This is a genomic window from Natrialbaceae archaeon AArc-T1-2 (genome assembly GCF_030273315.1).
Lineage (GTDB): Archaea > Halobacteriota > Halobacteria > Halobacteriales > Natrialbaceae > Tc-Br11-E2g1.
On sequence record NZ_CP127174.1, the window covers coordinates 1,365,959 to 1,380,462 of the forward strand.

The 14,504-nt window shown below is 64.2% G+C and carries 12 protein-coding genes; 8 read left to right on the forward strand and 4 right to left on the reverse strand.

Going from position 1 to position 14,504, the window contains the following annotated elements:
* Nucleotides 1-65: 65 nt before the first annotated feature.
* Together QQ977_RS07005 and QQ977_RS07010 are read left to right on the forward strand one after the other, a co-directional pair.
* A complete protein-coding gene (locus QQ977_RS07005) occupies nucleotides 66-584 on the forward strand; it encodes a MogA/MoaB family molybdenum cofactor biosynthesis protein (RefSeq protein WP_285928418.1) in 519 nt (172 codons plus the stop codon).
* Nucleotides 581-1,309 carry a 5-formyltetrahydrofolate cyclo-ligase gene (locus QQ977_RS07010; protein ID WP_285928419.1) on the forward strand — a complete coding sequence of 243 codons (729 nt, stop codon included), beginning with the start codon at nucleotides 581-583 and terminating at the stop codon, nucleotides 1,307-1,309. Before QQ977_RS07005 ends, QQ977_RS07010 begins: the two co-directional genes overlap by 4 nt.
* Before the next feature lie 411 nt (nucleotides 1,310-1,720).
* Here QQ977_RS07010 and QQ977_RS07015 read toward each other — a convergent pair whose 3' ends face one another.
* The 3 genes from QQ977_RS07015 to pyrG are packed head-to-tail and all read right to left on the reverse strand — an operon-like array spanning nucleotide 1,721 to nucleotide 4,640.
* Complete coding sequence (locus tag QQ977_RS07015) at nucleotides 1,721-2,044, reverse strand: DUF7126 family protein (RefSeq protein WP_285928420.1); 324 nt, start codon at nucleotides 2,042-2,044, stop codon at nucleotides 1,721-1,723.
* Nucleotides 2,044-2,961: a glutamine-hydrolyzing GMP synthase gene (gene guaA, locus QQ977_RS07020; RefSeq protein ID WP_285928421.1), complete on the reverse strand. Its 918-nt coding sequence runs from the start codon at nucleotides 2,959-2,961 to the stop codon at nucleotides 2,044-2,046. The genes QQ977_RS07015 and guaA overlap by 1 nt, the downstream gene beginning before the upstream one ends.
* Nucleotides 2,961-4,640, reverse strand: a complete 1,680-nt coding sequence (gene pyrG / locus QQ977_RS07025; protein WP_285928422.1) for a glutamine hydrolyzing CTP synthase — start codon at nucleotides 4,638-4,640, stop codon at nucleotides 2,961-2,963. Before pyrG ends, guaA begins: the two co-directional genes overlap by 1 nt.
* Before the next feature lie 322 nt (nucleotides 4,641-4,962).
* On the opposite strand from pyrG, the gene QQ977_RS07030 reads away from it, so the two are divergent.
* Nucleotides 4,963-5,340 carry a cyclophilin-like fold protein gene (locus QQ977_RS07030; protein ID WP_285928423.1) on the forward strand — a complete coding sequence of 126 codons (378 nt, stop codon included), beginning with the start codon at nucleotides 4,963-4,965 and terminating at the stop codon, nucleotides 5,338-5,340.
* Here the strand turns inward: QQ977_RS07030 and QQ977_RS07035 are convergent.
* Nucleotides 5,330-6,676, reverse strand: coding sequence for a hemolysin family protein (locus QQ977_RS07035; protein ID WP_285928424.1), 1,347 nt, complete (start codon nucleotides 6,674-6,676; stop codon nucleotides 5,330-5,332). The genes QQ977_RS07030 and QQ977_RS07035 overlap by 11 nt on opposite strands.
* Nucleotides 6,677-6,881: 205 nt before the next feature.
* Between QQ977_RS07035 and QQ977_RS07040 the strand changes: the two genes are divergently transcribed.
* The 5 genes from QQ977_RS07040 (at nucleotide 6,882) to QQ977_RS07060 (ending at nucleotide 14,386) form a co-directional block, all read left to right on the forward strand.
* Nucleotides 6,882-7,283 (forward strand): pyridoxamine 5'-phosphate oxidase family protein, encoded by a 402-nt coding sequence (locus QQ977_RS07040; protein WP_285928425.1) that lies wholly within the window; start codon nucleotides 6,882-6,884, stop codon nucleotides 7,281-7,283.
* Nucleotides 7,284-7,526: 243 nt separating this feature from the next.
* Nucleotides 7,527-8,222 (forward strand): helix-turn-helix domain-containing protein, encoded by a 696-nt coding sequence (locus QQ977_RS07045; RefSeq protein WP_285928426.1) that lies wholly within the window; start codon nucleotides 7,527-7,529, stop codon nucleotides 8,220-8,222.
* 315 nt (nucleotides 8,223-8,537) lie between these two features.
* Entirely contained in the window at nucleotides 8,538-8,981 is a 444-nt protein-coding gene (locus tag QQ977_RS07050; RefSeq protein WP_285928427.1) for a calcium-binding protein, read from the forward strand.
* A gap of 2 nt (nucleotides 8,982-8,983) precedes the next feature.
* Complete coding sequence (locus QQ977_RS07055; protein WP_285928428.1) at nucleotides 8,984-9,523, forward strand: calcium-binding protein; 540 nt, start codon at nucleotides 8,984-8,986, stop codon at nucleotides 9,521-9,523.
* 387 nt (nucleotides 9,524-9,910) lie between these two features.
* Entirely contained in the window at nucleotides 9,911-14,386 is a 4,476-nt protein-coding gene (locus tag QQ977_RS07060; RefSeq protein WP_285928429.1) for an MMPL family transporter, read from the forward strand.
* Nucleotides 14,387-14,504: the final 118 nt, after the last annotated feature.

Genomic DNA, 14,504 nt, shown 5'->3' on the forward strand with positions numbered 1-14,504 from the left:
CCACTCGAGACGGGGTGGGGTGAGACGGACGGACCGTTTTTCACACCACGAGGTGAAAGGTGACCGTGACCAGCCAGTCATCCGGCAACACAGTCGGTGCGGCGATCGTCACGATCACCTCGGAGGGATCGCTCGATGACGATCCCGCGGGCGATTCGGTCGCCGAAGCGTTCGAGGCGGACGACCACGAAATCGCGACGCGCGAGCTCATCGCACGCGGCCACGACAACGTCCAGTCGAAGGTGTCACGCGCCGTCGACCGGGACGACGTCGACATCGTCGTCACGGTCGGCGGGACGGGCGTCGAACCGCAGGACGCCACGCTCGAGGCAGTCGGACCGTTGCTCGATAAGGATCTGCCCGCCTTCGCCGATCTGTTTCACGCGCTCACATACGACGAAATCGGAATCAGCGTCGTCTCGAGTCGGGCACTCGGCGGGATCGCAGACGGCGTGGCGATCTTCTGTCTCCCCAACGACGAAGTGACCGCACGAATCGCGAGCGAGGAGATCATCGTCCCACAGGCATCGCGGCTGGCGACGCTTGCGAACGGAACGCGAGACGAGGAGGAAACAGAGACGTGACGGGCGAGCAAGAACAGAAACAGACGGTCCGCGAACGCGTGTGGGACGATCTCGAGGACCGCGGCGAGGCGCGGTTTCCGTTTCCACCCCACGGCCGCATCCCCAACTTCGCCGGTGCGAGCGAGGCAGCCGATCGCCTGGCCGACCAGTCCGAGTGGCACGAGGCGGAGACGATCAAGGCGAACCCCGATGCGCCACAGCTTCCCGTCCGTCGCCGGGCGCTCCGGGAGGGGAAGACGGTCTACATGGCCGTGCCGCGACTGCGCGAGTCGGATTGCTTTCTCGAACTCGATCCCGACGAACTCGCCGACTACGACGCCGCGACGACCGTCTCGGGCTCGTCGGAACACGGCGTCCAGATCGGTCCCGACGACGTCGCCGAGATCGACCTGATCGTCTCGGGAAGCGTCGCCGTCACGGAAGCAGGGGCACGGGTCGGCAAGGGCGAAGGATACAGCGACCTCGAGTACGCCATCCTTCGTGAACTCGAACTCGTCGACGAGGAGACGCCGGTCGCCACGACGGTTCACGAACGACAGGTGATCGAAGGGCCGGTGACGACGGGTGAACACGACGTGTCGATGGACCTGATCGTCACGCCGGAGCGGGTCGTTCGACCGGCCGCTGGCGCGAACCCGACCGGAATCGACTGGGAACTCCTATCTGAGGACCGCCTCGAGGAGATTCCGGTGTTGGGACGGCTCCGGTCGGGAGCCGAATCCTGAGGCTGTCGGTCGTGGACCTGCGAGCTACGGTCGGCCAGCGCGTGTCGGACGATCCCGTTCCAACGGCTGATTACGTATGTCTGACCGACGTACGGGTCGTCGAAAACTGCAGGGCAAAGGCGAGCCGTCGGGAGCGCGGCCCGCCGGCAGACAGGAAAAGCCACGATCATGCCCTAGGTGATGGTGGGGGAAGGTGTGGTGGGGGTGCTGGAAGTCGCGGGTCGACGAAGTGGTGGGGGTGGGGTGGGGGTTGGGTTCGTCGTCGCCCGTCGACCTCCAATCCAGTATTGGATCCAATGGTACTTGAACGGGGGCGACGGTATAGGACCCTTAGCCCGGATTTCCGCGAGTTTAATGCCAGTTTACGAGAGTGAAATTCGGGGAGAAACCGTTCACGTCGCCGGTATTCAGTTAGTCGACGAGCTCGTCGGCGACCACGTCGGCTGCGACGAGTCGCGGGTCGATCGCGAGATCGAGCTGTCCCCTGACGAACTCGGGGACCGAATCAGTCGCGTAGACGACCGTCCGGAGGTCGTCGTTTACGTCGACCGCGATCGGGATCGTCGTCGCCTGGGCGACGTCGGTCAGCACGTACAGATCGGCCTCGACGATGCCGGCGTCCTCCAGGTCGGGTCGCGTGAGGTGGGCGTCCGAGTCGACCCGAGTGACGTCGACGCCCGCATCCTCGAGGGCGTCGCCGATGTCGTCGTCGGGGCCAGCGACAATCGCCTGCATCACTCGTACTCGATGGTCGCAGGTGGTTTGTGCGTGACGTCGTAGACGACCCGGGCGACGTCGTCGTTCTCGCCGGTGATCCGAGACTGGATGCGCTGGAGGGTTTCCCAGTCGATCTGCTGGGCCTGGGCGGTCATCCCGTCTCGGGAGTCGACCGACCGGACGGAAACGACCCAGCCGTGGACGCGGTTGTCGCCTTTGACGCCCGTCGCCTTGCCGATCACCGCAGCGAGCGCCTGCCACGGGTCGTACTCCTCGAGTTCCTCTTCGACGACGTGACAGGCCTCGCGGGCGACCGCGAGTTTCTCCTCGGTGACCTCGCCGATCACGCGCACGGCGAGTCCGGGGCCGGGGAACGGCATCCGCTCGGCGACGACCTCCTCGAGGCCGAGGTGACGCGCGACTTCCCGGACCTCGTCTTTGTAGAGGTCGCGGACGGGCTCGACGATGTCCTCGAAGTCGACGACCTCGGGCAGACCGCCGACATTGTGATGGGACTTGATGCCCCCTTCGCTCTCGATGCGGTCGGGGTAGATCGTCCCCTGCACGAGGTAGTCGGCGTCCGCATCGCGGGCCTCGCGTTCGAACTCCCGGATGAACTGCTCGCCGATGACCGCGCGTTTCTCCTCGGGATCGGTGACGCCAGAGAGGGCCTCGAGGAATCGCTCTCTGGCGTCGACGATCCGCAGCGAGTCCATGTAGGAAAACGTCTCTTCGATCTGTTCGGTCTCGCCTTTGCGCATCAGGCCGGTGTCGACGTAGACCGGGGTGAGCTGGTCGCCGACGGCCTCGTAGGCCAGTGCGGCGGCGACCGAGGAGTCGACCCCGCCCGAGAGGGCGATGACCGCATTTGCGTCGCCGATTTCGTCGTCGATCTCTTCAATTGCGTCTGGTACGAACGTCTCTGTCTCTACCATCAGTGAGTAACCTCCGTTTCAGTGTCCGATTCGGTCTCCGGGTCCGTGACAGTCCCGCCGTCGTGTGCGAGGGCAGCTTCGACCAATCCCAGAAACGGCGGACTCGGCTGTCCGGGCCGGGACGTGTACTCGGGGTGAAACTGCGTCCCCAGGAAGTAGGGGTGGGTCTCGAGTTCGAGGATCTCCATCCGGTTTCCGGCCGTCCCGGAGAACACGAGCGGTTCGTCCTCGAAGTGATCGAAGTACTCGGGGTTGACCTCGTAGCGGTGTCGATGACGCTCCGTACAGGACGTATCCTCGTAGAGGTCGTACGCGAGCGTCTGGGGCTCGATCACCGTCGTGTGCTCGCCGAGTCGCATCGTTCCGCCCAGGTTCTCGACCTCGTACTGTTCGGGCAGGATGTCGATGACGGGGTGGGGCGTCTCCTCGTCCATCTCCGCTGAGTGAGCGTCCTCGAGCCCGAGCACGTTGCGGGCGTACTCGACGACGGCCATCTGGAAGCCGAGACAGAGCCCGAGGAACGGAATCTCGTTCTCGCGGGCGTACTGGACCGCCCGGATCTTCCCTTCCGAGCCACGCATCCCGAAGCCGCCGGGGACGATGACCGCGTCGACGGCCTCGAGCTGGTCGTCGTAGCTGTCGGCCATCTCGTCGGCGGCCACCCAGTGGACGTTGACGTCGGCTCCGACCTCGAAGCCAGCGTGTTTCAACGACTCGTGGATCGACATGTACGCGTCCTCTAAGTCGTACTTGCCGACGAGCGCGACGTCGACCTCGTCGTCTTTCGCCGTGGTGACGATCTCGCGCCACTCGTTCGATCGCTCACCCTCCGGCAGGGCGTCGTCGTCGAGCCCGAAGTGCTTGAGGACGTACTGGTCTAACCCCTCGTCTTCGACCATCAGCGGGACGTGATAGACGTCCTCGACGTCGGGGTTCGAGAACACCGCCTCGGTGGGGATGTCACAGAACAGCGCGATCTTCTCTTTGGTCTTCGGCTCGAGGCGGTCCTCACAGCGGCCGACGATGACGTCGGGCTGGAGGCCGATCGAACGCACCTCCTTGACGCTGTGCTGGGTCGGTTTGGTCTTCTGTTCGCCGTTTTTCGAGTACGGCACCAGCGTGACGTGGACGAACAGGATGTCCTCCTCGTCTTCTTCGTGGGCGAACTGACGCAAGGCCTCGAGGTAGGGCATCCCTTCGATGTCGCCGACGGTGCCGCCGACCTCGACGAGACAGACGTCAGTGCCCTCGGCGGCCTCGCGGATGCGCCGTTTGATGTCGTCGGTGATGTGTGGGATGATCTGGACCGTCTTTCCCAGATAATCGCCCGCACGCTCTTTCTCGATGACGTGCTGATAGGTCTTCCCCGTCGTAATGTTGTGGTCCGAGGTCATGTCGATGTCGAGGAACCGTTCGTAGTTCCCCAGGTCGAGGTCGACCTCGCCGCCGTCTTCTAAGACGTAGACCTCGCCGTGTTGGTAAGGGTTCATCGTCCCCGCATCGACGTTGAGGTAGGGGTCGATCTTTACCGCGGTCACGTCGAACCCGGCGTTTTTCAGGAGTCGACCGGTGCTCGCGGCCGTGATTCCCTTGCCGAGTCCCGACATCACCCCGCCGGTGACGAAAATGAACTTGTTCCCCAGCGAGGGGTCGTACTCAGTGTCCGGTTCCGTCGGCATACCGAGTGTCCGCGGGAACGATTGAAAACGATTTCGGGACCGCACCGCTCCGCGAACGGCTAGCACCCTCCACGCCCGCCGAGACGCCGGGCCAAATATTTTTCACTGGTAAGAGGACCGTCGCACTCGTGGCGGTAACCGGCGACTCGGCGTTCGATCTCGGGCGGATGGCCCGCAACCGGTACGTCGACACGCGGTCACGACCGACGAGCCGACCGCCAGCTGGACGTGACGACAGTGGGGCCACCGCTCGGCGGTCGACGCCCGAGAACGTCACCTCGCAGCCGACGACGAAAAGTAGGTTCCGTCCGTCGGGTCGAGTATGGCGGATCTGCACGTGACCGTCGACGGTCGCGACCTCGAGGCGAGCTGGACCGACGGGACAGCCGACACGCGGGCCGCACTCGAGGACGCACTCCCCCTCGAGGGTGAGGCGACCCGCTGGGGCGACGAGCTGTATTTCGAGATTCCGGTCGACGTCCCCGCCGAGAACGCCCGCGAACGCGTCCCCGAAGGTGCGGTCGCCTACTGGCCCGCCGGCAACGCGCTCTGTCTGTTCTGGGGGGAGACGCCGGCCAGCGAGGGCGAGGAGCCGCACGCGGCGTCGCCGGTAACCGTCGTCGCGCGACTCGAGGACGTCTCCCCGCTTTCCAGCCTCGAGGGTGGGGCGCGGGTTCGACTCGAGCGCGTCAGTCGATAATCTCGTCCTCGTCGAACGTAAACGGTTCCTCGGCGACGAGCCTGACGCTCTCGATCCGGGTTCCCGTGACGTGCTCGACGACGACGCTGATGCCGTCGTGTTCGACCCGGTCGCCTTCCCTGGCACGTCGACCGATCCGGGCGAGTACGAAGCCAGCGATCGTATCGTACCACGTCGTCTCCGGAAGCTCGAGGTCGAGCGTCTCGTTGACGTCGCCGATGGATACCTCACCCTGGATCGTCGCGGTTCGGTCGCCGATGATCTCGATTGGCGCTTGCTCGAGCGGCTGGAGGATCTCGCCGACGACCACCTCGGTCGGGTCCTCGGTCGTGACGATCCCCTCGGTCGTGCCGAACTCGTCGACGACGACCGCGACGTGGGCCTGGCTCCCCTGGAGCTCCGCGAGCACCTCGTCTGCTGGCATCGTCTCGGGGACGTGAACCACAGGTTCGAGGACGTCCTCGAGCGATCGCTCGGTCGGATCGCGTTCCCCGTAGTGGCGCTCGCGGACGAGTTCACAGACGTTGACGGTGCCGACGACGGTGTCGAAACTGTCCTCGTAGACCGGCAGGTGCGTGTGGCCGCTGTAGGCACACGTCTGGATGGCGTCCTCGAGGCTCTCACCGAGTTCGACCGCGTAGACGTCCGGCCGGGGGACCATGATCTCGTCGACGTGGGTCTCGGAGAACCGGAAGATGCGCTGGAGCCGCTCGCGTTCGTCGGCCTCGATCGCGCCCGCCCGTTGGCCGGCCTCGATCAGCTCCTGGAGCTCGGAACGGGTGACGTAGGCCGACTCGATCCGGGTGCCTGCACCGACGAGTTTGTTGATCGCGCGAGTGAGGACGTCGAAGACGACGACGAACGGGTAGAAGACGTACTCGGAGAGTTGCAACGGACGGGCGACCCGCATCGCCCAGGACTCGGTGTTCTCGACGGCGTAAGACTTCGGGGCGCTCTCACAGAACAGCAACACCAGCGCCGTAACCCCAACCGTCGTAATGAGAACGGCCTGGCCCTGGGAGACGTAAAAGCCCAGCAGGGCCGTCGTCAGACTCGACATAGCGACGTTAGCGACGTTGTTACCCACCAGGATCGTCACGAGCAATCGGTGTGGATCCTCGAGCAGGCCCTTCGCGACGGCGGCGTTCGGGACGTCCTCCTCGAGGAAAACGTCGAGACGGTGTTTCGGAAGCGCGAACATCGCAATCTCAGACGACGAGAAAAAGGCGGAGACGCCCATCAGCATCGCGACCGCGACGACGCCCGCGGCCGTGAGGACCGACAGCGAAACGGCATCGATCACGGACGTAGCCGCGACCGCGCCCACGTCGGTCACGTCGACGGACGACCGGAATGCCAGGAGACGTATCATTTTTCGGGCGTCACGGGCGGAGAGAACGTAATACTGCCGGACGTACGTCGTGGCGGGCTGGCCGTCGAGGCTATCACGCGAGACGCAACGCCCCCTCCGATTATAAATATCAACGGAGACATAGATAGGCGTGGTGCCCACAATGTCTGATCCCTGGTACGGACGACGAATGGCGGTTGACGACGTCGAGACGTTCCTGAACGAGCAGGGAACCGGCGTACTCTGTCTCGCACGCGAGAGTCGGGCCTACGGCATCCCGATCGCGTTCGCCTACGACGCCGACGGCGAGCGGGCGATCCTCGATCTCGGGTTCGCCCCCGAGAGCAGAAAACGCGAGTTCGTCGACGCAACCGACGAGGTCTGTCTCACCGTCTACGAACACGACGCACCCGACGACTGGACGAGCGTCGTCCTGAGCGGCGAACTCGTCGCGCTCGAGGAGGACGAAATCGGCGAGGAGACAGAATCCTGGTTCCACGAGGTCGCCGGCGACATCGACGTCGACGCGAGCGAACTCGAACTTCAGTGGTACGAGCTCGTAGCCGAGACGGTCTCCGGGCGAGTGCAGTAACGTTTGACGGTTTGCCGCCGTGTCTACGCGTGTCGCGTTCGACACGCTCGCTGAAGACGGTCGCTGCGACGGCCACGGTCGGATGTCACTCGCCGTTTCTGTCGGTGCCGTGTCCGATACCAACAGTTAACGGTGCGTGGAGTGAACGAATCACAGCGCTCGCTGTGTCGCGGGTGAACCCCAACAGAGACGCGCCTAGGGTGACAGACTCGGCTCCTAGCCGGCTCGCGGACGACTGCTACCATGGTGTTAACCGCCGACGTCACGGTCCCGACCGACACGTTCGCTCTCGGCAGCCTGTTCCAGGCGTTTCCCGACGCAGTCGTCGAGTTCGAGCCCGTAGTGCCGCTACAGAGTGATCGAGAGACGAACCTCCCACTCGTCTGGATAAGCGGTGTCGAACCGGACGCGGCCGTGACGACCTTGCGTGAGACCGACGATATCGAAGTCGTCGAGCGGCTCGCGACCGCCGGCGAGGGCGCCCTGTTCGAACTCGAGTGGACCGACGAACTCGATGGGATCGTACAACCGCTTCTCGATGCCGAAGGACGGATCCTCACCGCCAGAGGGACGGCCGAACACTGGGAGTTCCACCTGCTTTTCGACTCGCACGTGTCGCTCTCTGAGTTCAACATGGCCGTCACGAACAACGGGGTTCCCGTTACGCTGCGCCGACTCTCCAGTTCGACGGTTCAACGAGAACCCGGCGACGTCGATTGCGAGCACTCCTCGCTCCCGCCGAACCATCGGGAGACGCTGTTGCTGGCCTATCACAGCGGCTACTACGAGACGCCACGCGAGTGCCAGCTCGCCGACCTCGCGGCGAAAGAGGACGTAAGCGACAGCGCGCTGTCGAAACGGCTCCGCCGGGCCACCTCGAGTCTGATCGAGCGCACGCTCCTCGCCGAGGAGAATCTCGACAGCTCGACGCGCGGGTGAGTCCTGGTGTGGACCCGAAACACCGACAGGTCCGCAGGGCGTTCGCGGCCGATAGTTACGAACGTTCAGTAGTGAACCGAGAGTCCGGTCGAGGTTATTACCGGCCGTTCATTTGTGGAACCTCTGTCGAGTCCACCCCGTTCAGAACTGTCTGTGGGGGTTTACGTCCACAGCTGGGGTCCGTTCGTTCGGAGACACGGATTCACAGCGAATCGGTACGCGTCAGAGACGTGATACTGCCGGCAAGACGTCGCGAAGAGATGGGTAGGCGAGACGAACGGACAGACAGACAGACAGACACACGCTACGAGAGACATGACAGACAACGATCATCGTTCAGGAGGCGACTCGAGGCGAGCGTTCATCAAGAGAGGGGCGCTCGCAGCCACCGCGCTCACGGTCGGTGCCGGAGCGACCGCCACCGTCGCCACGGCCGACGAGGAAGTCGCCGTCTTACAGGGAAGCGATTACTATCCCGACGTCGATTTCGACATCCTGACCCAGCTCGGGACGGGAACGCGAGACAACTTCATGGAGCAGTTCGACGAAGACGAAGCGGAGTTCGGCGATCCGGACGACTGGGAGGTGTACGTGATCCGGATCGACATCGGCGAGAGCGAAGGTGAGCTGGCACACATGCTGATCGACATCGACAACGACGATCCGGACGTCGAACCCGGCGACTCGGGCACGATGGACGAGATTGGCTCGTTTCGAAATCCCGAACAGAATCTGGTCGAAACGGAGGTCGACCTCTAGCCATGACACCGGATGAAGACCACATGGACGAACCGACCGACTCCAAAAACCGGGAGGCGGCTGCGGCTGCCGCGCTCGCGGCCGGTGTCGGCGTTTCGGCCGGTGCAGGCGGCGCTGTGGCCCAGGAGACCCAGGACGTCGTCCTCAAGGCGAGCCATTACTACCCGAACGAAGAGTTCGTCATCTTGACGGATTTCGAGGAGCGAAACCGGGTCGAGTTTCTCGAGGAGTACGACGACGACGAGGACGTATTCGACGACCACGACGACTGGGAAGTGTATTCGGCGCTCGTCGAGGCCGGCGAACCGGCGGGCAGACTGGTACTCATGATGATCGAAAACGGCGTGGATCCGGACCCCGGTGATCGAGGAACGATGGGCGATTCGCCGTCGTTCTGGGACTACGAATGGGACATGCTCGAGGTTGACGTTACGTTCGATGACGATGACAACGATGTCGACGACGAGGACGACGTCGATGACGACGACGATGACAACGATGTCGACGACGAGGATGACGACGACGACGGCATCCTCGGGTGACGGCACCGTTTTCGACGACGCCTCGTGCTCGGAGCGTTTCCCTCGGTCTTCCTGACCGTCCCGGTGGGGAACAAACGGGGGGCGCTTATGAGCCTCGGCGGTGGAGTGACCCGGTCACGTGGGCCGCGCACCTCGAGCGAAGCGACGGTACCGAGCCGATCGGAATCGTCGCGGCCGACGCTCTGAACGAGCTCCGCGCAGACGTCGTCCGGACGCAACGATCCACCTGTTGACCGCCGGGCGAAAACCCGAGGGCCTCGTCTCGCGACTCGCTTTCGATACGACTCTCCCATGAACCGGTCTCGACGAGACGATCCGGAATCTCAGCGCACGGGCGACCGTCTCGTCACTGTGATCACCGGGTGGAGCAAAGCGGTGATCGCCGTAATGGTCGTGTTCTCGCTCGTACTCGGAAGCGGAACGGTCCTCCTCGACGAAGAGGCCTCACTCGAGCAGTTCGAGGCCGACCTCGAGGAGGCAGAGGAGTACGACGAGGCCCAGGAACGATTCGGCGTCGAAGCAAACGAGACGGCGACACAGATCGTCGTCCGCGACGACGACGCCCTCTCGCGGGAGTCGCTGCTCGAGACGCTCGCCTTTCGGCAGGATCTCCGAAAGAACGAGACCGTAAACGAGAGTCTCGTCGACGAGGATCCGTTCCAGGGTCTGTCCGAGATCGTCGCGACCGCGTCCGTCCAGGAGGACGAAGCCGAGTTCGTCGAAGAGCAATTCGAGGACCTGGAGAACGAATCCGAAGAACTCGAGGCCGACGTGGAGACGACCGTCGGATTACTCGACGAGTCGCTCGAACTGCAGGAGGCCTACGAGGAGAACGAACTCGCCTACGAACTCGATCGGATCGACGAGGCAGTCTACGAGTTCGAACGCGACCGCCTCGAAGAGGAAGCCGAGGAGATCGAACGTCGGGCCCAGGACGTCCTCGACGACGACGAGTACGAGGCGTTCGAGGAGCTGCTCGTCGAAGCGACCGAGATCCAGGGCGAGCTGTTCCGTCTCGGCGTCAGCTACGAGTTCGACGGCATCTCCGAGGCGGAGTTCCAGCGGCGCACGGCCGAACTCGGCGCACAGCTCGAGGGGATCTACGAGGCCGTCGAAACCGAGGTCTTCGCCGATGCGATCGCCGCCATCGAGGCCGAGCGCACCGCCCTCGAGGAGCGCTCCGAGCGAGCGGTCGAACTGATAACCGAGACGCGCGACCTCCAGGAGACCTACGAGGAGAACGAACTGGCCTTCGAGACCGGCCAGATCGATGCGACGACCTACGAGGCCGAGCGCGAGCGCCTCGAGGGCGAGTTCGCGGCCATCGACGCCGAGGCCCGCGAGACGCTGAGCGACGAGGAGTACGCGGTGTTCGCGGGACTGCTCGAGGAAACCCGCGAGGTCGAGAGCGAACTGTTCTGGGTCGGCGTCCAGTTCGAACGCGGACAGATAGACGAGGCGGAGTACCAACAGCGCGCGGCCGAACTCGGCGCGCAACTCGAGGGAATCTACGAGGCCGTCGAGACCGAGGTCTTCGCCGAGACGATCGCCGCAATCGAGGCCGAGCGCGCCGCCCTCGAGGAGCGCTCCGAACGGGCGGTCGAACTGATAACCGAGACCCGCGACCTCCAGGAGGCCTACGTGGAGAACGAACTGGCCTTCGAGTTCGATGAGATCGACGAGGAGACTTACGAGGCCGAGCGCGAACGTCTCGAAAGCGAGTTCGCTGCCATCGACGAGGAGGCTCGCGAAACGCTGACTGACGAGGAGTACGCGGCCTTTGCGGAGCTACTCGAGGAAACCCGCGAGGTCGAGAGCGAACTGATCGAGGTCGGGTTCCGCGCGCAGTTCGACCCGGTCTCCGAAGCCGAGTTCGAACAGCGGACCGACGAACTGTCGGACGACCTCGAGGAAATCTTCGAGGACGTCGAAGACGAGGTCTTCGCCGACAGGATCGAGACGGTAGAGCAGTGGGCCGACGACTTAGAGGAGCGGGCCGAGGAGGAGATACCGGACATCGAGCTGACGCTCGAAGAGCAGATCGACGAACTCGAGTCGATGACCCAGTCCGAGGTCGACGACGTGGTCGAAGACCTCCTCGACGAGGACGCCCAGCGGGAGCTGTTCCTGTTCGTTCCCGACGACTTCCATCCGGGATCGACGACGACGGACGCCAGGATGCTGTTCGTGAGCCAGCAGACCGAAGAGCCGGAAGCGGTCGCCTTCGACGCAGACGACGAGATCGTCGATCGACAGATCGCCCTGGCCGAGCTCGCCGACGAGCGTTTCGGCGACGACGCCCTCGTGTTCGGGGGTGGCATCCTGGCCGACGAGACCGACCGGTCGATCGAAGACAGCCTCGGGCTCGTCATGCCACTCGCGGCACTGTTCGTCGTCATCGTGTTGGCGATTGCCTACCGCGACCTGCTCGATATTCTTCTCGGTATGGCCGGAATCGGCCTCGTTCTCGTCTGGACGTTCGGGTTCATGGGCTGGGCCGGAATCGCATTCAACCAGGTCATGATCGTGGTGCCGGTCCTCCTCATCGGGCTGTCGATCGATTACTCGATTCACGTGTTCATGCGCCACCGGGAACAGCGCGAGCGTGCGACGGGTGCGGACGAACGCACACCCAGTGGGGCGATGAGTGTCGTACTCGTCGTGCTCGGCATCGCGTTCGTCTGGGTCACCACGACCGCCGCGATCGGGTTTCTCGCGAACGTCGTCAACCCGATCGAGCCGATCCAGGAGTTCGGCGTCGCGAGCGCGTTCGGCATCGTCTCCGCGTTCGCGATCTTCGGTGCGCTCGTCCCGGCGGTGAAAGTCGAACTCGACGCTGTGCTCGAGCGTCGCGGGATCGATCGACGGAAGTCGGCGTTTGGCACCGGTGGCGGTCGACTCTCAGGGGTGTTGGCGCTCGGACAAAGGGCGTCCGACCAGAGTCCGTGGCTGATCGTCATCCTCGCGGTATTCCTTACGGCGGGCGGAGTCGTCGGCGCGGCCCAGATCGATACGACCTTCGACGACGAGGACTTCATCGCCGAGGATCCGCCGGAGTGGACCCAGGAGTTGCCCGAACCCATGGCGGTCGGCGAGTACGAGACCTGCGAGAGCCTCTCGTACGTCGACGAACGGTTCTTCCGGCTTGACCAACGCACGCACGTGGTCGTCGACGGGAACGTGACCCAGAACGACACGTTAGAACGTGTCTACGAAACGGAAGTGCTGGCGGACGAGCTCGAGACGACGCACACGCTCCCGAACAACGACCCACACGTTACCAGCCCGCTGTCGGAGATGGCGGCCGTCGCCGCAGAGAACGAGACGTTCTATGAGACGTTCACCGATGCCGATACGACCGACGACGGCATTCCCGACGACGACCTCGAGGAGGTCTACGACGAGTTCGTCGAGGCGGACGAGGACCGCGCTGCCGAGGTCCTCGACTGGACTGAGGAGGGAGACGACCGCGAGTACGAGGGACTCCTGATACTCGTCTCGGTCCACGGTGAGGCAGATACCGACCAGATAGCTGAGGATGGAGAAACACTAGAATTCGTGATGGACGGCGACGGGCTCGAGGCGACGGCGACCGGGCAGCCGATCGTCTTCGGCGCCATCGAGGACGACGTCTTCCAGGCGGTGTTCGAGAGCCTGCTGGTGAGCATGGCTGGGGTCTTTCTCGTTCTCATGGTCGCCTACCGGTGGCGGTACGGGAGTGCCTCGCTCGGTGCGATCACGCTCTCTCCGATCGTCCTCTCGGTGACCTGGATTCTCGGGACGATGCACCTGCTGTCGATTCCGTTCAACATCGTGACCGGGACGATCACGAGCCTGACGATCGGGCTCGGGGTCGCCTACAACATCCACATGACCGAGCGGTTCATGATCGAACGGAAGCGCGAGGAGTCACTACAGGACGCCCTCTACCGGAGCGTCACGGGCACCGGCGGGGCGCTGTTCGGCAGCGCCGGGACAACCGCCCTCGGGTTCGGGATGCTCGTGTTCTCGATCCTGGCGGTACTCGAGCAGTTCGCCGTGATCATCGCGCTGACGATCGCGTACGCGTTTCTCGGGAGCGTCTTCGTCCTCCCGAGCTTTCTCGTCCTGTGGAACCGCCACCGGGAAAATCTGGGACGAACCGAGATCACGACCCTGATCGGCGGGCGGGACGTTCTCCGCGATCCCGTTCTCGTCGGTCTGTTGATCATCCTCCCGGCCTACTTCGTCGGCGTCTGGGTGGCGATCGTCCCCGACGAGGAACTCCTGCTCGAAGTGGCCGCATCCGGCGGCACCGAGGTCGTCGAACCCACGTTCGATGAACTGATGGGCGCGGTCGTCGCTCCCGTGACGGGCGCGCTCGTGGCCGGAATCAGCGCGCTCTTTCTCGTCCAGCGCAGCTGGTCGGTCGACGCCCGCTTGCTCGTGGTCGGCTTCCGTCGACTCGAGGTGCTCGCCGCCCGCTTCGGGGTACTCTCGGCGGTCGTGGCCGTCGTGGTCGCCGTCTCGACCGCGACTCTCGCGATCCATTTCGTTCCCGAACACCCGGGCTGGTTCGTCCTCGCGCTCGTGCTGGCCGCGGGCGTCTACGGCGCGATTGGGGCCGTCGCCGGTACCTTCCTCGGGCGGATGGCGGGCGTATATCTCATGCTGTTCGCGCCGTTGATCGACATCTTCGTCCTCCAGTTCCCGCTGGCCGACCCGCCCAGCTGGGCGTCGTGGCTGCCAGGTCACCACGCGATGGAACTCGCGCTTAGTGCCGCCTTCGCGAGCGACGTGGCGATCGGCCACGCGAACTGGGCAGTCGGCTACCTCGGGCTCGCCGTCGCTATTGCAGCCATCGCGTACACCGCACGCCAGTGACCGAAACCGCGATCCGCGTGACACGGAGATGACAGTTCTCCAACCCAATCTGGAGGAACGCAACCACCGCGATATTGCCCATAGTTCACGGTCCCGCGTGAAGCCGTTATGGTGCTCC